The organism is Akkermansia sp. BCRC 18949, from assembly GCF_045011645.1.
Classification (GTDB): domain Bacteria; phylum Verrucomicrobiota; class Verrucomicrobiia; order Verrucomicrobiales; family Akkermansiaceae; genus Akkermansia; species Akkermansia massiliensis.
Genome location: NZ_CP123619.1, coordinates 2,830,685 through 2,848,783 on the forward strand (window position 1 = coordinate 2,830,685; position 18,099 = coordinate 2,848,783).

Annotated in this window: 14 protein-coding genes and 1 tRNA gene; 7 read left to right on the forward strand and 8 right to left on the reverse strand. The window is 59.0% G+C overall.

The genetic code is table 11. The features are described from left to right. Nucleotides 1-9 precede the first annotated feature (9 nt). From phnX to P8A25_RS11935, 6 genes are all read right to left on the reverse strand, one after another. Nucleotides 10-801 carry a phosphonoacetaldehyde hydrolase gene (phnX, locus tag P8A25_RS11910; RefSeq protein ID WP_215442386.1) on the reverse strand — a complete coding sequence of 264 codons (792 nt, stop codon included), beginning with the start codon at nt 799-801 and terminating at the stop codon, nt 10-12. 136 nt (nt 802-937) lie between these two features. After that, nucleotides 938-2,206, reverse strand: coding sequence for a hypothetical protein (locus P8A25_RS11915; protein ID WP_215442387.1), 1,269 nt, complete (start codon nt 2,204-2,206; stop codon nt 938-940). A gap of 193 nt (nt 2,207-2,399) precedes the next feature. Next, the gene (locus P8A25_RS11920) at nt 2,400-3,830 is read right to left on the reverse strand and encodes a hypothetical protein (RefSeq protein WP_215442388.1); all 1,431 of its coding nucleotides are present in this window, start codon (nt 3,828-3,830) and stop codon (nt 2,400-2,402) included. 11 nt (nt 3,831-3,841) lie between these two features. Further along, nucleotides 3,842-5,152: a 4Fe-4S binding protein gene (locus P8A25_RS11925; RefSeq protein ID WP_215442389.1), complete on the reverse strand. Its 1,311-nt coding sequence runs from the start codon at nt 5,150-5,152 to the stop codon at nt 3,842-3,844. A 288-nt stretch (nt 5,153-5,440) separates the two neighbouring features. Next, nucleotides 5,441-9,376 carry a TIM-barrel domain-containing protein gene (locus P8A25_RS11930; protein ID WP_215442390.1) on the reverse strand — a complete coding sequence of 1,312 codons (3,936 nt, stop codon included), beginning with the start codon at nt 9,374-9,376 and terminating at the stop codon, nt 5,441-5,443. A 320-nt stretch (nt 9,377-9,696) separates the two neighbouring features. After that, nucleotides 9,697-9,773 (reverse strand) — tRNA-Met (locus P8A25_RS11935). Nucleotides 9,774-10,124: 351 nt separating this feature from the next. Here P8A25_RS11935 and hpf point away from each other — a divergent pair. Together hpf and P8A25_RS11945 are read left to right on the forward strand one after the other, a co-directional pair. Then, nucleotides 10,125-10,718 (forward strand): ribosome hibernation-promoting factor, HPF/YfiA family, encoded by a 594-nt coding sequence (gene hpf / locus P8A25_RS11940; RefSeq protein ID WP_022397875.1) that lies wholly within the window; start codon nt 10,125-10,127, stop codon nt 10,716-10,718. A gap of 213 nt (nt 10,719-10,931) precedes the next feature. Then, nucleotides 10,932-11,060 (forward strand): hypothetical protein, encoded by a 129-nt coding sequence (locus P8A25_RS11945; RefSeq protein ID WP_012420041.1) that lies wholly within the window; start codon nt 10,932-10,934, stop codon nt 11,058-11,060. Nucleotides 11,061-11,308: 248 nt separating this feature from the next. Here P8A25_RS11945 and P8A25_RS11950 read toward each other — a convergent pair whose 3' ends face one another. Further along, nucleotides 11,309-12,070 (reverse strand): hypothetical protein, encoded by a 762-nt coding sequence (locus P8A25_RS11950; RefSeq protein ID WP_102749281.1) that lies wholly within the window; start codon nt 12,068-12,070, stop codon nt 11,309-11,311. A gap of 122 nt (nt 12,071-12,192) precedes the next feature. Between P8A25_RS11950 and P8A25_RS11955 the strand changes: the two genes are divergently transcribed. From P8A25_RS11955 to P8A25_RS11975, 5 genes are all read left to right on the forward strand, one after another. After that, nucleotides 12,193-13,803, forward strand: a complete 1,611-nt coding sequence (locus P8A25_RS11955) for an ABC-F family ATP-binding cassette domain-containing protein (protein ID WP_102721317.1) — start codon at nt 12,193-12,195, stop codon at nt 13,801-13,803. 67 nt (nt 13,804-13,870) lie between these two features. Next, entirely contained in the window at nt 13,871-14,428 is a 558-nt protein-coding gene (locus P8A25_RS11960; protein ID WP_215442391.1) for a hypothetical protein, read from the forward strand. 106 nt (nt 14,429-14,534) lie between these two features. Continuing rightward, nucleotides 14,535-15,281 (forward strand): 3-oxoacyl-[acyl-carrier-protein] reductase, encoded by a 747-nt coding sequence (gene fabG / locus P8A25_RS11965; protein WP_102721145.1) that lies wholly within the window; start codon nt 14,535-14,537, stop codon nt 15,279-15,281. A gap of 24 nt (nt 15,282-15,305) precedes the next feature. Further along, a complete protein-coding gene (locus tag P8A25_RS11970) occupies nt 15,306-16,508 on the forward strand; it encodes an SUMF1/EgtB/PvdO family nonheme iron enzyme (RefSeq protein ID WP_022397870.1) in 1,203 nt (400 codons plus the stop codon). Between the two features lie 13 nt (nt 16,509-16,521). Then, nucleotides 16,522-17,178 carry a GNAT family N-acetyltransferase gene (locus P8A25_RS11975; RefSeq protein WP_102721144.1) on the forward strand — a complete coding sequence of 219 codons (657 nt, stop codon included), beginning with the start codon at nt 16,522-16,524 and terminating at the stop codon, nt 17,176-17,178. 142 nt (nt 17,179-17,320) lie between these two features. Here the strand turns inward: P8A25_RS11975 and P8A25_RS11980 are convergent, their stop codons facing one another. Then, a complete protein-coding gene (locus tag P8A25_RS11980; RefSeq protein WP_022397868.1) occupies nt 17,321-18,067 on the reverse strand; it encodes a PEP-CTERM sorting domain-containing protein in 747 nt (248 codons plus the stop codon). Nucleotides 18,068-18,099 lie beyond the last annotated feature (32 nt).

An 18,099-nucleotide genomic window follows, 5' to 3' on the forward strand; every position in this document is an offset into this window, starting at 1 on the left:
GTTGAAAGGCTAGCGGTTCATGGAGGCGTTGATCTCCTCAATGCAGGCGGGCAGTTCACGAATGGAATCCAGCACGTAATGCGCTCCCGCGTCCAGCATGCGGCGGCGCACTTCCTCCTTCATTCTGTTCAATTCTGCGGCGGGCATGGCCTCATATTCCTCCTCGCTCAGGCCCAGTTCATTGCTGCCCGTGATGATGCCCACGGTGTGCACTTTCGCACTCAATCCTTCCCGGATATCCGCCATCGTATCGCCCACCTTCACCACCTGGTCCACGGAGGGGATCTCCAGGTCAATCATGTTCCGGTAAACCATGTACGGCGCGGGACGGCCCGCGGGCACTTCGTCCGGCGTCACCAGGTTGTCCACCACGTAACCCCGGGCGGCGGCTCCGGGGCGCACGATGTCCATCATCTCCGCCGTGTAGCCCGTGGTGGACCCGACTTTGATGCCCCGGGCCTTCAGGCCCTCCAGCGTTTCCACCACGCCGGGAATGGGTGTGGTGAAATCCTTCAGGGAGGCGAACAGGTGCGTTTCAAAACCGGCGTAAAGCTCCTGCACGTCGGCCTCATTCCAGGAACGGCCGTACTTCCTCTCAAACTGTTCGCGAACCGGATCCATTTCCAGAATGGCGCGGATGTGGTCCACTTTCAGCAACCCCATGGGTTCCCGCGCCTGCCTGTAGGTGATATCCAGGCCCTTTTCCCTGAACACGCTCAAAAAAACGTTCAAAGGGGCGAAACAGCCGAAGTCCACGGCCGTACCGGCCCAATCCATGATGATGCAACTGACTTTATTCATAATCTGTAATGTCTGGTCGTTGAAGGAGCAGCAGCGGCGGCTTTCCTCCGGGAACGGAGCCAACCTAAAACCTTCCCCGCCGCCGGACAAGAGCCGCCTGGTTGCAATGTTGTCACATAAACGGCGCTGGACACGGTCAGAAATTCGTGTACGCGCCGCAGATAAACGTCCACCCCGTAAACCCGGCGGAACGGCCTCCGCGGGAATGCCCGTACTCCGCCATCGTCATGATCTTCAGCCGCGCGGGATCGTCCCGGTACACAAAGAAATTCAACCCGGCGGCCACGGCCTGGTAGCAATCCACGCGGTTCCCTCCCCTTTCCGCCAGGGAGGCATAGCGCTTGTTCGGCTTCACGGCGTCCGGACCGAATGCGAGCTGGTAGCGGGCGACCGCCTGCACATGCCCCGTCAGGTTGAAGGACGGCATGACGGTCAGCCCCGCCAGGCCGGACGGAGCTATCACGCCGCCGCCGGAGGAATACTCCCGCAGCCGGGAAGCCCAAACCGCCTGGGCCATCAGCTCAAATGCGCCCTGTTTCCCGTAATAATACACGGCCAGCACGTTCCGCGCCCCGGTGCCCGTGTAATTGCCGTCGTAGGGGCGGTCCTTCATGTCGCCCCAATTGTAAATCCAGTCGCAGTACAGCCGCCCTTCCTTCAGCAGCAGGCCGTCCGCGCGCGCGGACAGGCCCAGGCTCATGTTCACGGACTCCCAAGTGCCCCAGGTTCCGCGGCTTCTCTCGTCCGTGTTGGACCACAGGCCCGCGTAATACCCCAGCGGCTCCTTCTTTTCGTCATTATAGCTCCAGACGCCGAAGGAACTGTCGCTGACCAGCATGTTCTCCACGGCGGAAATCTCCGGCAGTTTGTACTTGGAACTGGAAATGCGGTTCTCCGCCAGAATGACGGGAAGCACCTTCCCCGCACCCACAACAGCGCCCGGCAGGGAATATTCCAGATTGGCCTCATAAAGGTTGCCGCGGGTCATTTTGTGGTCGTTCCAGCGTCCGCCCTTGTAATAGCCCAGACTGTCCACGCCGCCCATGTTCCAGATATTAGCCACTTTCAAGTCCCGGAGCACCCTGGCGTTCCAGCCCAGCCTCAGCCGCCGCCATTCCTCCGTGCGCCCGTGGGAGCCGGGGTACGTCCCGGAACCGCTGGGGGACACGGCCGCCGCCTGGTACTGGGCCCGCAGGGACACGTTGAACTCCTGAAGCCACGGATTCGCGTCATTCCTGTACAAATGCACGTTGCCGGGACGGTCTCCGTAGCTTTGCGCCCAGAGTCCGGACAGGGAGGACACGCCGGCCGCCGTTCCGTTCCAGGAGGAAAAACCTTCCGCGCCACACGCAAAGCCGGCGGCGCAGCCAAAACAGGCGGCATAGAAAAAAGAGGCCAGGGACATGATTCCCCACCATATCCGTTCCGGAACCCGCCTGAACCATTTTCAGGTCAAAAAATCGCCACACAACAACATACCGGAAAAAGGAAAAACGCGGCTTTCATCTTCGCGCCTCCTAATGCATGCCCATGAAAAAACAGGGAGGTCCCGGCGCGCCCCCTGAAGCTTCCCGTGGAATTCACGGACGGTGCAGCCGTCACGGCTCTGTCTCTCCGGAAAGCAGGCGGTCAAAGACCCACTCCCCGAACGTCCACTCCTCATTCTCCCCTTTGGCAAGGGCGAACTGCCGGAAGAGTTCCCGGAACAGCTCCCTCACTTCGCCAAGGGGAACGGCGCGGCGCAGCAGGAACGCCGTCCTGTCGCCCTGGGCGCGCCCTCCGGCAAAAACATCGTAAACGCCCTCGCTGCGGCCCACCATGGCCAGCTCTGCAAACAAGGGGCGGGAGCAGCCGTTGGGACAGCCGGAAATCCGGAACACCACGGGTTCGTCATCCAGCCCGAATTCATGCAGAATTTCTTCCAGCCATCCGTTGAGCTCCCGGTGGACCAGGGAAGAAGCGGCGCGGGCGCGGCGGCAGCCCGGCAAGCCGCGGCAGGAGCAGGATTCAATGGAGAGCGGGGGAAAATGCCTGGACCCGCGCAGCAGTACCTTGATGCGTTCCGCCACGCACCTGTCCGCCGGATGAAGCCTCAAATTGCCCCGCGGCGTGATGCGCACCGGAGAAGTCAAAAAAGGGACCACGCGCCGCCATGCCGACGCCACGGCATATTCCGGCGTATCCTCCAGACTGCCGGAAGGGAGCGCCACCAGCAGCCCGTTATAGAAATCATTGCGGCTCCACTCCCCGGAAGAGGAAAACTCAGGTTGCTCCCCCTCTCCCGGGTACAAGCCGGCGTTTTTCAATTCATTCAGAACCCAGTCCAGGCTGCGGGAGGCGAACAGCGACTTCAATCTCCTCTTGCGCGGATTGTCCGGTTCCCCGAACTGTTCATTCAGGGCCGTCAGCACCCCCGCCGCCTTCACGGCCTCCGGCAGGGAATACCGCCCCAGCCAGGATGCCGCCCGCGGCGCCAGGGCCGCACTGCCCCCCTGAATGCCGCCCCCGCCTCCGGCAAACAAATGCACGCCGCCCTCCGGATGGCCGCCCTTGGGAACCACAAAGCCCAGGTCACAGGAAAACAGCCCGAATTCATGGTGCGGAGCCTCTTCCAGACAAATACGGGCGCGCTTGTGCAGGGCGGAAAAACGTTCTTCAGGCTGCGGGTCCGAGGAAAAAAGACGTTCGCGGTTTTTGCGTATTTCATACGCGGGGAAGGAAACGGGAGCGGAAAACCTGTTCAACTTTCCGGCGAACTCCAGCCATGCGTCCCGGTTTTCCCCCCAGCAGAGGGAGGAACCTACATCCACGGCCTGTTCCGTATAGGGAACCAGGCGGGAAAGCTTTTCCGCCAGGGCAATGCCCTTCTCCACGCATTCCCGCTCATCCACCCCGTCCAGAGGAATGGACAGGGTGGAAAAGGAAACAAGGCGGCATCCCCCGTCCACGGCGTCCAGAACGGCCTGCCACTGGGCGGGTTTCATCCATCCTCCGCAAAACGGATATTCCAGGGTGTAGGTATTTCTCATGATGAATAAAATCAGACTCGCGCCGTCGCCAGGAACACCACGTGCATGACGGAAACCAGCGTTACAAAATACATGTCCGCCCGCGCGGACGGCACAGAGGAGAAGGGACCGGCCATGCCGAGGCCCAGAGCGCCGTGGGAACACCGGGAAATGCAGTCCCGGCAAAGGGTGCAGCGCCTGGAAATGCGGCAGGCCCCGCCCTCGCGCGAGATGGCGAGGTCACGGCAGGCGGCGGCGCACTGCATGCACCCGGTGCACGTCTCCTTCACGCGCATGCGCCAGGGGGACAGCCTGCCCAGCAAACCGGCGGCCAGCCCCATGGGGCAAAACCTGCTGCAATATTCCCTCACGCCGCCCGCGGCGCTCATTCTCCAGGCCAGGGGAGCCAGGAAAGCCGCGGCAAGCGCAACCGCCAGGGCGTATTCCACCGGGAGTCCCCACAGGGACAGGAGCAGCGGCGTTCCCACCGCTGCGGCGAGGGCCGCCCATCTCCAGTCCCGGAGGCCCTTGCCTCCCTTCACCGGACGCCCCTTTCTGCGGGAGGAGGCGGCGGACAGGCAGTCCCACACCCCGAAGTAGCACAGATGGCTGCACCACGCGCTCCCGACCAGAAGGACGGATACGCTGAACAGCGCCAGCATGAAGATGCCTTCTCCCCGGTAAACCGGGCCGGAAATCATCATGAACGGCACGGGAACATGCAGCCTGCCCGTCATCAGCAGGGAGGAAGCCACCGTCACGCCCAGCAGAAACTGAAGAAAAAACACGGAGGCGAATACGGTCCACATCAGCCGCCGCCTGCGGGGAGACGCCTGCGGATTCAGCAGCCCCTCCGCACAATAGCCTCCCCACCAGGCCAGAAGAAGAATCACGAATCCGTTGACGCCCTGCCACGGCAGAACACGCTCTCCCAGCAGCAGGCGGAAAGGGGCCAGCGCATCCAGCAGAAACAGAAATAGCACGGAGGCGGAAAACACGCGGCTGCGCGCCAGCTCCGGAACAGGCAAATCCTTCTCCCCGCGCCTGCGCCACAGGATGGCCGCCGCATGAAGCAGCAGTACGCCCGCCAGAATGGCGGCCAGCCGCAGAAACGGCAGTCCCTCCATCATCCGCAGCCTGGCCAGATGCCAGGTTTCCGCCCCCCAGAAAAGCAGGGAGGCCAGCAGCAGGAACGTGACGCTCCTGCGGAGCCAGCCGCGCCGGGAAAACGAAAGCGCCGCCAGCCCCATGCACAAAATGACGCCCGCATGCATCCCGCCGCGCAAAAAATGGGCGGCCGTCATCAGAAAGCAGAACAAGGAGATGAGTCCGGGGCCGGTCATGGCATCGTGGGCGCCTGTCTGGCACCCCCAACATAAGTGAAAAGACCGGGCGCTCCAGAAAAAAACGGTTCATCCGCCCGTGAAGGGAGCCTCATTGCGTCACCCCTCCGCCGGAACAGCAACGCAGGGAAATATTTCCCCTCCGCCGCTCCGTCCGGAAGCCTCCGGAACATGCGGAAGGGCGCCGTTCCACGGCGGCGAAAGCCGCGGGGGCGCCCTGCCGGAAACGGCGGCCTCCATGCGTGGACGCTGTCCAGCCGCGCATGGAGCCGCATCAGGATGTTAAAATTACAATTTCCTGGTGTTCAGCTTTTTATCCACCACCATGCCGTCCGTGAGCTTCGGCTGGAACTTCACGTCGCGACGGGCCTTGAACTTCAGCACAAACAGCTCGGAGGTTCCCTCCACAGGTTCCTTGTCCCCGATATTGACGAAGGTGGGATACAGGGCCTTGGTTCCGTTCGTATGAAGCCTGTCGTTCGTCAGGTTCTCCATCTTCTTCATGTTCTTAACCTCCACGCCCACGAATTCCAAATCCTTGGGATCGTACGGGAGGGCAAAGCTCAGGGCATTCACCAGCCGGAGGTTCCGGCCCTTCACGGTCACCTTGACGGCGTCTCCCTTGGCGTACCTCTTCTTATCGGCGCTGAGCAGGAGCTTTCCGTCCAAGCGGGCTTTCTTCTTTGCCTCCTCGGCGGCTTTCTTCTTCTCGCCGTCCCCTTCCTTCTTATCCCCTTCCTCGTCCTTCCTGGCGGCTTCTTCCTGCGGCTGGTCGGCTTCGTCTTCCAGCTGGGTGGCTACCACGGAAATATCGTAAGCGTCAATAAGGCCATTCTTGTTGATGTCTCCGTTGCTGATGTAGCCTTCAAAGTCGGAATCGCCTTTCCGCAGGCCCGTGTAGTTGATGTAGGAGGTCAGGTCGTTCCGGTCGATCTTGCCGTCATTATTGATGTCGCCCGGCAGATAGCTTTCCGTGCCCGGCACCTTGAAGACGTAGATTTCCCTGCCGGAGCCGTAGTCGCCCACGCCTTCCGTGACATTCAGCTTGATGTAGCGCGCCGTGGGGGCGTCCTTGAAGTTGAAGATCTTCACGTCGCCATTCTTGTCCCACTGGAACGTTCCGGCCTTCGTCCAGTTTTCCCGGTCCATGCTGTAGGAAACGGAGCCCTTCAGGAGCGTTCCGTTGCCGCCGTCCTCACGCGGAACGTAATGGAACTTCTCAAGCTTGTTGATGGTCTTCAGGTCCAGAACCAGGTCAAACGGCACGGCCTTCTCGTTGTACTTCGTGTGCCACGCGTCCTTTTCCTTGAAGTCAAAGAGTTTCGTCAGGGAATTGCCCTGGTTTTCCACGCTCGTTTCACCTTCGATTCCCGGAATGGCGAACTCAAGCGGGTTGGCCTTGGTCTTCGCGCTGATGGCCGTCCAGGCGGAATGGCCGTCCTTGTTGACGGCGCGTACATTGAAGGAATAGGGCGTTTCCGCCTCCAAATCCTCAAACAGGAACTCCGTCCCCTTGATGGTGGTATACAGCATTCCGCCGAATTCGATTTCATAAAAATCAGCGTTCGGAACAGCATCCCATGAAGGAGTCAAGGTATATGCGGCCGCGTTTTCCTCCGTCACCCTGGCATTAGCGGGAGCGGTCAGGGCGCCGGAAGAGACACGGTATTTTTCCGCGGGTTCAAAGCGGAAGCCTTCCACGGAAAGCACGGTGGGGACAGCCGTAATATCCGCCGGGGCCAGCTTCACCAGCAGCTGCGGGTTTTTGGCAATCACCTTCTTCTCAAAATCGCTTCCCTTGGTCGCAAACCTGTTCAGGTTGGGAGTCTGGTCATAGAAATACACGTTCTCCCGGGACTTGAAATCCTCCATGGAATTCGTTTCCGCCAGGTTGACGCTGTTTTCCCCGACTTTGGCGGAAACGCTGGACGGCTTCTGCGTCACATTGATGCGGAACTCCGTGGCCTTCTTCTTCTGGAAGCCGTTGAAATCCCCCACCGCCGGATGAACGGTGACGGTCACGTTGTTCTTGTCGTCCGCCCGGGATTCAACCAGGGTGCGGACACCCTTGCCGGCCCTGTATTCCTCCGTCACGCCGTCGTCGTCATACGCGGTAAAGGAAGTGCTGCCGTGCGGGTAAAGCTCGTAAATGCGCAGGTTAGGATTGATTTCCGAGACATTGTTGCTCGGATTGGCCATGGGAATGATCGCGCCGTTCTTGACAAACACGGGCAGTTTCCACAGGGGAGCGTCAACGTCATTGTAAATCTTGCCGCCTTCATACAAATCCCCGGTGAAATAATCGATCCATTGTCCTTCCGGCAGGTAAATGCCGTGGCGCACGTCATTCCCCTCCTTGTCCGCCCTGGTTTCCTGGTAAACGGGCGCCACCAGAAAATAGGGGCCGTACAGGAACTGGTACTGCGTGGCCTTCCCCAGCGTGTAGGGATTGGGGTATTCCAGGAACATGGCCCGGATCATGGGCAGGCCGGAAACGGATTCCTCCGCGATGCTGTAGGCGTACGGAAGCAATTCCGACTTGAGCTTGAGGTACCACCGGTTGATGGAGGTATAGGGTTCCCCGAAGGCGTGGGGATACTTTTCATTGGCTCCCCAGCCGTCCATGTTCAGCTCCATGGGAGTGAAGGTCTTCCACTGGAAATCGCGGACGTTCACCAGCGGATTCTTCCCGCCGAAAATGCCGTCCATGTCCGAACAGATGTTGGGCTGGCCGGAGAGGCCGGAGCCGATGTAGGTGGGAATATGGAAACGGATGTACTCCCAGACGCCGCCCGTCTGGTCGCCCGACCAGATGCCGGCATAACGCTGGGTTCCGGCCCAGCCGTCCAGGGAAATGATGAACGGTCGGCTGTTGTTACCGTAATAGGTCATGATCTGGGCCACGTCCGTAATGCCGTTCAGGCCGAAGGAATAGCCGGCGCCCACCCAGGCGACGTCCGTCTTCAGCACGCGCACTCCGGCGTCCCTCACCTCTTTCACGATGTCGCGCTGGAGCAGGGCGCTGATTTCCGGCTTGGGATGCAGGTCGGACTGGGTCCACAGGCCTATTTCCACGCCGTTCTTCCTGGCGTAGTCCGCCAGGCTCTTCAAATTCGCGATATTGCCGTCCAGGGTATCCGTCTGGCCGTAGCCGGCTCCGTAGCCGTCGTTCGGCAGGAGCCATCCCAGCGGCATGTCATGGGCCTTGTAGCGGTCCACCACGGCGCGGCCGGAAAACTGGTAATTGTTCAACTCCCCGTTCAGGGATTCCTTAATGCCTCCGTTATCCTTCTGGCTTTCCTTGTACCGTTTTCCGTCCTCAAACAGGATGCCCTTCTCGTCTTCCTTCCAGTAATCCCGGTTGTAGGCGTTCAGGTGGCCCTGGTAAAAGGCGAACTTGGGCAGCAGGACGGGGGCGCCGGTAAGCTGGTAGAAATCCCCCAGCAGGCTGACGGGCCCGTCGTTGACCATGAAAAAGACGTCCAGGTAATTTTCATCATGCGAAAGGCTGACCAGGTTCTTCTCCCTGGAGCCGAAATCATACTGGCCCTTCTTGAAGGTATGCCACATGACGCCGTAGCCGCCGGTGGACCAGTAGAAGGGAGTGGGGGAAGCCACGCCGCCATCCGTCCAGCTGTTCTGGTTCTCAATGGAAATCACCTTCCCCTTGTGGGAAAAACGGCCGTTCTGCACGCCGCCGCCGTAAAAATATTCATCCGGCTTCGCTTTCAGGGAAAAGCTGGTCCTGCCCTTTTCAAAAAGGACGGGGGCCGCCTGTTCCACCACCACGGAATTGTCCTTCAGGTTGATGATCTTGAGAAGAGAGGTCTTTTTGTCTATTTCAATCCTGATCTTCCCTGTGGTGATGGTGACCACATCTCCCTGCTGGTCCACGTCCAGGCGGGAAACCGGCTTCCGGGGGTTGTCCGCCAGGATGCGGGCTTCCGGCTCCGCCTTGGGGTCGCGGATAATGCCGCCCTTGTCATCCCGGAAAATCCGGAAAACGTTGTCCCCGTAAAAATCGAATGTCATCCGGTGGTTCTTGCCAAGCAGCACTTCCACGGCGGCAGGGTTGATTTTCCTGGCGCCTTCAACGGGCTGGACCTGTTGTTCCGGGGTCAGTTCTCCCGATGCGGCAACGGCGAGACCGGAGAAGGAAAAAGACAATCCGAAAGCCAGCAGGACGGACTTCCGGAACATGCCATGGTCAATTGAGTTTCCCATTATTGTAGTGTTTTATATTATTCAGCCGGAGCGGCGCCACGGAAGGGATGCAAACGATCGTTTCCGGCCGGGCAACGGGCCGTTTTCCTTCGTCATGCCGTCCAGTGGCGCAGATTATCTTGCTGCACCATACCCTTTGTCCGTAATCGCCACAAGGCCAAAGACGGCAGTAACGGCGCACCATTGCTCCACACGGCCATAAAATACTCGTTCACCGCCACTTCCCTTTCAAGGATGACCTTCTTAAAAGAATTACTTCCGCCCCATGGCGCAGGGGCACGAAAAAGCCCTGCAAGCTTTTGACTTGCAGGGCTTTCAAATGGTTACGGGAGCAGGATTTGAACCTGCGACCTTCAGGTTATGAGCCTGACGAGCTACCTGGCTGCTCCATCCCGCGATTTAAAGAGCATCCGTAGAGGAGTGCGGAATTGTTATAACCTACTTCCGCAGCATGTCAAGTACTTTCAAATAAAAATTTTCATGGCTGCGACCGTATGACAGAGGTCCGGAAACGCTTTCCGGGGGCGGCGGAAGGGAAAGGAAAAACGCAGGCCCCTTCCGGCGGCTTGGCTCACAACAGGTAGGAGAGTTGCCCGGCCCCGGCATGAGGGAACAAGAGCGGAAAAATCCCCTTCCCCGCACACGGAAAAAAAGAAAGGATTCCTCGACAAACATTGTCAAATCTGTATATCTTGAAAGGTGCGGACTGGGTTCCGCGCATTAACATCAACTAGAAAGAGGTACGACAATGCAAAAGGTAAACGTAAACACACCCATTACGATCACGGGGCGCCACGTGGAAGTCACAGACGCGATTCGGGAATTCGTAACGAAAAAGATTGAGGGGATCCGCCTGGACTTCCCACGCATTATGGAGGTTAAAGTATTGCTTGATGTGCAACGCGACCGCAAGATTTCCCAGGTGATTCTGTTCTGCTCGGACCACATCACCATTGACGCTTCCACGGAAGGGACGGACATGTACGCCTGCATCGACGAAACGATCACCAAAATCATGCGCCGCATGCGCAAGCACAAGACGCGCCTGATGAAAAATTTCCGCCCCCATCACCAGGAAACCATCCGCAAGCTGGATGAAACGGTATATGACGATTCCGTACTGGATTACCCCGGAGATTCCAAGGAAGACCCGGAACCCCTCCTCATTCACAGAGAAAGCTACAATCTCAAGAAGCTTTACAAGGAGGAAGCCATCATGGAACTGGAACTTTCCGACAAGCCCTTCGTGCTCTACAGGAATGCGCGACGCGACGTGCTCCAGATCGTGTACCGGAGGCCGGACGGGGACTACTCCATTATTGAACTAGGCACCAGCCTGTGACCGTAAAAAACGGTTTTGAAACAAACCGTTTTCCATAACGCATCAAAAAGAGCAGGACTCCTGAAACCGGGGGTCCTGCTCTTTTCTGTAATGCCGTGACATGGAACAAGAAAATCTCTTGATTTCTACTTGCCACCATTTACATTGGTCCCAGCAAACCTCCGTGGATGCGGAGGTTCCAGTAGTTAACAAACACTGTATTTAATTCGAATTATGAAGAACATCGCTATCCTCGCCATCGCCGGCGCCGCTTGCCTGGTCGCTTCTTGCTCCCAGCAGCAGCAGCAACAGCAAACCACCGCTCCTGCTCCCGCTCCGGTTGTGCAGGCCAAGGGCAAGTAAGTTTGCAGCAGGGCCTCGCCCTGCAACATTAGCAAATCATCCAATTAATCCGCACTCGGTGTACGCACTGAGTGCGTTTTTATTTGCCCGGAACCCGGTTTTCAGCCGTCATTTGCCGGTTCACCGGGATTTTCCTTAAAAACGGCGGACGCCGTAGCAAACGCAGGCATTCCCCGCACATGCAGGCGTCACCCGCCATCAAGCAGGGACGTGCACAAGCTCCGGCCTCGTTAAACGGCCTTTTACATTCAGGCAGCCTTGGAAGCTCCGCCGCCGGAAGCGCCAGCTTCTTTATGGACAGCAGCGGAACCGCTTGCCTTCGCCTCCTCCTGCTGACCGGACTGGAATATCCTCTGGATCAGCAGGGGGCGTTTCCTGGCCCATCCGGGCCAGACCAGGTGATGGTCCATTCCGTAGGAATGCCCTTCAGGAAAGGCCTTGGACACGAACGGTTCCCGCCAGTCCTCCTCCCATTTGCCCCCTTCCCGGTCCTTCTGGGTCAGCACCACCAGATGCCCGCAGTTCTTCCAGGCGTCCAGGACGATGGAACCCTGCAATCCCCCTCCGGCAGCGTTCACGTACACGCAGCTGTGCTCCCTGCCCGTTCCATGGTCGCGGATGGTCAACCCCACACGGAAAAACTTCACGGGGCGGCGGCGCATGTCACGGTACAAATCCTGCTGCACCTGCCAGCAGAGCCCCCTGTCGCGCAGGTTGGAATTGACCAGGATGTTGTTCAGCCAGCCGAACAGCACAATCCTGTTATTCCGGGCAATCGCCGCGGACTGGACTACCGCCGTGTCCGCCAGCCACTTGGCTTCCGCCCTGGCGGCGGGAAGAGCGGCCTTCTCCGGCGGCAGCAGCCCCAGGAAAGCATTCGCCAATCCGGACATCTGCTGCTGCACGTAAGGTCTCTGTATATAATCCTCAGCCGGAGGAGTGCAGCAGGAACTCCATCCGCACAGGAGGGCGGCAGCAAGCAAAAGCCTGAATGTCTGCATGGTCGGCATGGCGCGCCAAGGCTAGCAGATTACGCGTAAAAATCCAGTAAAGCTTTCAAAAATGACCGTCCCTGCCCTGACGGCTCTTGCCTTCCCCCTCCCTCCCCGGTAGAATGCCGCCCCTCTTCACCATGCTGACGATCAAAAACCTCACGAAATCCCACGCCGGACGCACCCTGTTCCGGGAAACGGAAATGACCATTAACTGGGGGGAACGGGTTGCCCTGGTAGGCCCCAACGGCGCGGGCAAGTCCACCCTGTTCCGCATGATTCTGGGAGAAGATACGCCGGACGAAGGCTCTATCAACATGGATGAATACGCCATGGTGGGCTATCTTCCGCAGGAAGCCAGCGAACCGAAGGATGAAACCGTGCTGGAAATAGCCATGGGCATCACGCCGGAAATGGAACGCGCCATCCACGTCATCCGGACGGCGGAAAACGCCAACAAGACGGATACGCCGGAGTATGCGGAGGCCATTGACACCTTTAACGCCGCCAACGGCTACCAGCTGGAACCCAAGGCCAAGAAAATCCTCAAGGGGCTGGCCTTCCGGGAAAGCGACTTCCACCGCCCCGCTCGGGAAATGTCCGGCGGCTGGATCATGCGCGCGTACCTGGCCAAACTGCTCGTCCTGGAACCGGACCTCCTGATGCTGGACGAACCCACCAACCACCTGGACCTCCTTTCCCTGCTGTGGCTCCAGCGCTACCTGAAAAACTACCCCGGCGCCATCCTGATGATTTCCCACGACCGGGATTTCATGGACGAACTGGTGGAAAGCGTGTACGACATCGACAACGAGGAACTGGTGGAATACCGCGGCAACTACTCGGATTTCCTGAAACAAAGGGACATGCGCTTTGAACAGCTTCAGGCCGCCTACCGCAACCAGCAGAAGGAAATCGCGCACATCCAGGAATTCATCGACCGCTTCCGCTCCATCAACTCCAAGGCCGGGCAGGTCCAGAGCCGCATCAAGCAACTGGAAAAGATGAAGCTCATCCAAAAACCCGTGGCCCGCAGGAAGGTGTTCAAATTCAACTTTCCCCAGCCTCCGCGCAGCACCCAGAAGGTCATTGAGCTGGAAAAAATCTGCCAGTCCTACGGCGACCACAAGGTTTATGAAAACCTGGACCTGCTGGTGGAACGGGGAGAACGCACCGTGCTGGTGGGCCCCAACGGCGCGGGCAAGTCCACCCTGCTGAAAATCCTGGCGGGCATCATCCCCATTGACTCGGGAAAACGCACTCCCGGCACCACCACGCGCATCGGCTACTTCTCCCAGGCACGCACGGAAAACCTGAATACGGAAAACACCGTCCTGGAGGAAATCATGAAGTGCAACGCTGAAATCCGGGAGGAGGAGGCCCGATCCATCCTGGGCTCCTTCCTGTTCCGGAGGCTGGATGTGGAAAAACGCGTCAGCGTGCTTTCCGGCGGAGAAAAATCACGGCTCAGCCTGGTCAAGTTCCTGGTGGACCCGCCCAACCTCCTGCTGATGGACGAACCGACCACCCACCTGGACCTCCTGTCCGTGGAAGCCCTGGTGCAGGCCCTGAAACATTATGAGGGGACCCTGGTCTTCATCTCCCACGACGTGCACTTCATCCGCTCCCTGGCGGAAAAAACCCTGCACGTGAACCGGGGAACCATCACCACCTATGCGGGCGGGTACGATTATTACCTGGAAAAGTCAGGCATTCTGGACGACGAAAAAGGCGGCATCACGGCGGAATAACCGTCCTCCCCTTTTCAGCTGCCCTTTTCTCCTTGCCTTGGGTCTCATCCTGCCTTAGAAAGACAGGATGAAGACTTTCCTCGTCCCCGTCCTGGCCTCCGCCCTGGTGGCCGGAGTTCCGCTCGCCTTTGGTGAAACGGCTGCCCCGGCGGCTTCACCCGCGCCGGCAGCCCCGGCGGAAAAAACTCCGTCCGCGGATTCCCTCCTCAACCAGGCCTTTTCCGTAGCCATTGATGTCCAGCAGACGCTGGCGGCAGTACAGGACAAGGAAAGCGGGGACAAGGCCGTCAAGAAATTGCAGGGCATTCAGAAGGACATTCAGCGTCTCATGGGCTTCCGGGAGAAATTGAGCGATGCGGAAAAGGAAAAAATGGACGCCCTGTCAGAAAAAATGGAGGAACGGATGGACATGCTGAGCGAACGCTGTGAAAAGGAGGGCCAGCGGCTGCTGGAAGCCCGCTATTACGGCTCCTCCGCCCTGAAGGACATCCTGGAAAACTCGGATGAATTCAGCGATCTCGTCGAGCCGGATGAAGATGTGGCGGAACCGGAGGAGGATAATACGCCAGCCACAGCCGGAAACGTTCTTTCTCCCAACCCTGAAGACCTCCTCCCGCCGAATTGACCGGAAAAAGGCGCCCATACAGGAAAAGCCGTGGAGAACAACCGCCCTTTCCCGCTTCCATTTCAAGCTTGCCGGAACCATGAAAAACGGGTTTACTGTGGGCAGCATGCAAAAGTTAGCAGGTAAAACAGCCATCGTTACCGGGGCAGGCCGCGGCATCGGCAATGCCATCGCCCGCCGCTTCGCTTCAGAAGGAGCCAAAGTCATCCTGATCAGCCGCAGCCCGTCAAGCTGTGGAGGAGCCGCAGAAGAGATTAACAAGGAATTCCCGGACTCCTGCAAGGCCTATCCCTGCGACGTGGCGGATTACGCCGCCGTTCAGGAAACCGTCTCCGCCATCCTGAAGGACTTTCCGCAGATCGACATTCTGGTGAACAACGCCGGCATTACCCGTGACTCCCTGATGCTTCGCATGAAGGAGGAAGACTGGGACGCCGTCATGGATACCAACCTGAAAAGCGCGTTCAATACGGTGAAAGCCCTGCAGCGCGTGCTGATGAAGTCCCCTGCCGGACGCATCATTAACATGAGTTCCGTCATCGGCCTCGTGGGCAACATCGGGCAGGCCAACTACGCCGCCTCCAAGGCGGGCCTCATCGGTTTCACCAAATCCCTGGCCCTGGAATTCGCCCCGCGCAAGGTGACGTGCAACGCCATTGCCCCCGGCTTCATTTCCACGGAAATGTCCAACGCCATTCCGGACAACCTCAAGGAAGAAATCGTCAAGAAAATTCCCCTGAAGGAACAGGGCTCCGTGGAAGACATCGCCGCCCTGACGGCCTTCCTCGCCTCTGACGATGCCCGTTACATCACCGGACAGGTCATCGCCTGTGACGGGGGCATGACGATGTAAGGCTTTCCCGGTCTTCACCATCCCATGCGCGGCATTTTCCTTGTTTCCTGCTTTCTGGGAGGAAGCGCCCTGCTGGCCGGGTGCCGGGACGACGGCTCCCCCCGCCCGGCCACGGAGGATGCCGCGCGCATTACCGGCGCGCGCCAGTGGGGAGAGAGCCGCTCCGCACTGCAAAAACGGGAGCTGGACCGCGCCGCCGGACCCGCCCTCCCTATTCCGGACGATCTGCCCGCCAGGGAGCTGGTCGGCACCACACGCCAAATCCACCAGCTCATTGAAGCTTCCGGGATCCCCTCACGTTTTGAATCCTATACGGAAGCGGTGCCCGCAGCGGGGGCATCCCTGCGCATGGCCGCCATTCCCGGCGGAACCTTTCTCATGGGGAGCCCTGCGGAGGAGCCGGGCCGCAAGCCGGACGAAGGCCCGCGGCATGAAGTGAACGTCTCTCCGTTCTGGATCTCGGAAACGGAAATTCCCTGGGAGCTCTATACGGCCTTCATGGAAAATGGACGTCCGCGCGCCAAGGACGGCCAGCTTCTGGAGGAACAGCCGGACGATGAACTGTGGGACTCCGTCACGCAGCCCACAGCCCCCTACACCGCCATGAACCTGGGCATGGGCCACGGCTATGAACACGGCCTGCCGGCCATCTCCATGTCCCATCACGCCGCCAGCAAATTCTGCGAATGGCTGAGCGCCCAGACCGGGCATTACTACCGCCTGCCGACGGAAGCGGAATGGGAATACGCCTGCCGTGCCGGGAACCCCGGAGCCTACTCTTACGGAAACGGGGAGGAAGCCCTGGACCAGTACGCCTGGTACTGGGACAATTCCAACGACCGCTACCAAAAAACAGGCTCCAAAAAGCCGAATAAGTGGGGCCTCCGGGACATGCACGGAAACGTGGCGGAATGGGTTCTGGATTCCTACCTTCCGGATGCCTACGGCAAGCGGGACGGCCAGCCCGCCAAAGACCCCCTGGTCATCGCGCCCAAGGCTCCCCACGTCGTTCGCGGCGGCTCCTGGGAAGACGATCCGGACCGCCTGCGGAGCGCCGCGCGCCGCGCCAGCTCCCCCGCCTGGAACCGGCAGGATCCCCAGAACCCCAAAAGCATCTGGTACCTGACGGACGGCGGCATGATCGGCTTCCGCGTGGTACGCCCCATGAACATTCCGGACGTCATCACCATGCACCGCCTCTGGAACTTCTCCAAGGGGGAGCCGTGAAGAGAGACCTTCTATGACCATCAAATTAAGAACGGAACAGCCCGCAGACTATGCCGAAACGGAACATGTCACGCGGGAAGCGTTCTGGAACCATTATTCCCCCGGCTGCAATGAGCATTACCTGCTCCATATCATGCGCGGCAGCCCCTCCTTCATCCCGGAACTGGATGTGGTCGCCGTCCACGGCGGCCGCATTGTCGGGAACATCGTTTATGCAAAATCCGTCATCAGGACAGATGACGGGAAGGAATGCGAGGTGCTGGGCATGGGGCCCATTTCCGTTCTTCCGGAATACCAGCGCCGGGGAATTGGACGGCAAATGATCGAACATACCAAAATGAAGGCCCGTGAAATGGGGTTCCGGGCCATTCTGCTGTACGGCGACCCGGACTACTATTCACGCCACGGGTTCGTGGCCGCGGAAACGCTGGGCATCAGAACGGCGGATGACATGTACGCGGCAGCCCTCCAGGTCTGCGAACTGCAGGAAGAGGCCTTATCCGGCATGAAAGGCCGTTACGTGGAAGCTGCCGTGTATGATCTTGATGAAAAGTGCGCCGCCGAATTTGACCTGCATTTTCCGGCAAAGGAGATGGTCTCCGGAACTCCGTCGCAAAAGCGCTTTGAGAAAATTGCCGCCATGCGGAGAAAAGCGGATACGGGAACCTGAAACCGGAAATCCTTGCACCCTCCGGATGTCATGAATCCCGCATCCGGATACGTTACATTCGCAGCCCTTTTTTCCAGGGGTAAAAAATAAGGGCCGTTCCATGAGAACAGCCCTTATCCGTCAAAAGCCTGTCATCAAGGGCTCAGGCCCTGCGGCGGCGCATCATCAGGGCAGCCAGCCCCAGCAGGCTCAGCGTGGCCGTAGCGGGTTCCGGAACCACTTCCCCGCGGATCTCCGTAAAAATGGGGGATAATTGAGCGAAGGTATTGGTTCCATTGGCTCCTGTAATGACAATGGAATCATCGGGCGCTCCCGCGCTGTCATGATGGCCGCGAATGCCGGGAGCAGTCAATCCGTTGCTGATGGTTACCGTATCTCCATCCGTGGAAGAAGTAGGCGCGCCTGTCCCTCCCGCAGCATACAAGTACGTTTTTGACGTATCTCCGTTGATCATGTCCATCACGGCCTGGCTTACGGTCAGGTAGCGGTACGTCGTGCCGGCGTCAAGAATCAGGGAAGAACCGTCCACAGCTGAGAAATTGAACGTCAGATTGACCCCGTTGCCGGAGGTTCCCATATTGGTGCTCAGGCCGATGACCGAATTGTCGGAAGCGTTCAGCACCAGAAAACCGTAAGTGACGTTAGCGCCCGTATTGCCGCTGGGCCCGCGCAGAGTAAAACTGTCCAGCCGGATATCTCCGGACAGGGAGGCGGGAGAGCCGGAACCAGAGACGGGGGCCAGGGCGGAAGAATCCAGCCCCAGATAGAACCCATGAATGGTACTGTTGTAATTGTCTGCTCCAGGAGTGTAATAATTAAAAACAGTCGCGGCTTCTGAGGAAACGGCGAAGGTTCCAAGTGCGGCTAAAATTGTTAGTGTTTTCTTCATGTCTATTGTCCTGTTCCTTTTAGGCTTTGTAG

Excerpts from the sequence above, each read along its gene's own strand:
- phnX (WP_215442386.1), bottom strand. The coding sequence starts at position 801 with ATGAATAAAGTCAGTTGCATCATCATGGATTGGGCCGGTACGGCCGTG.
- P8A25_RS11915 (WP_215442387.1), bottom strand. The coding sequence starts at position 2,206 with ATGTCCCTGGCCTCTTTTTTCTATGCCGCCTGTTTTGGCTGCGCCGCC.
- P8A25_RS11920 (WP_215442388.1), bottom strand. The coding sequence starts at position 3,830 with ATGAGAAATACCTACACCCTGGAATATCCGTTTTGCGGAGGATGGATG.
- P8A25_RS11925 (WP_215442389.1), bottom strand. The coding sequence starts at position 5,152 with ATGACCGGCCCCGGACTCATCTCCTTGTTCTGCTTTCTGATGACGGCC.
- P8A25_RS11930 (WP_215442390.1), bottom strand. The coding sequence starts at position 9,376 with ATGGGAAACTCAATTGACCATGGCATGTTCCGGAAGTCCGTCCTGCTG.
- hpf (WP_022397875.1), top strand. The coding sequence starts at position 10,125 with ATGCAAAAGGTAAACGTAAACACACCCATTACGATCACGGGGCGCCAC.
- P8A25_RS11945 (WP_012420041.1), top strand. The coding sequence starts at position 10,932 with ATGAAGAACATCGCTATCCTCGCCATCGCCGGCGCCGCTTGCCTGGTC.
- P8A25_RS11950 (WP_102749281.1), bottom strand. The coding sequence starts at position 12,070 with ATGCCGACCATGCAGACATTCAGGCTTTTGCTTGCTGCCGCCCTCCTG.
- P8A25_RS11955 (WP_102721317.1), top strand. The coding sequence starts at position 12,193 with ATGCTGACGATCAAAAACCTCACGAAATCCCACGCCGGACGCACCCTG.
- P8A25_RS11960 (WP_215442391.1), top strand. The coding sequence starts at position 13,871 with ATGAAGACTTTCCTCGTCCCCGTCCTGGCCTCCGCCCTGGTGGCCGGA.
- fabG (WP_102721145.1), top strand. The coding sequence starts at position 14,535 with ATGCAAAAGTTAGCAGGTAAAACAGCCATCGTTACCGGGGCAGGCCGC.
- P8A25_RS11970 (WP_022397870.1), top strand. The coding sequence starts at position 15,306 with ATGCGCGGCATTTTCCTTGTTTCCTGCTTTCTGGGAGGAAGCGCCCTG.
- P8A25_RS11975 (WP_102721144.1), top strand. The coding sequence starts at position 16,522 with ATGACCATCAAATTAAGAACGGAACAGCCCGCAGACTATGCCGAAACG.
- P8A25_RS11980 (WP_022397868.1), bottom strand. The coding sequence starts at position 18,067 with ATGAAGAAAACACTAACAATTTTAGCCGCACTTGGAACCTTCGCCGTT.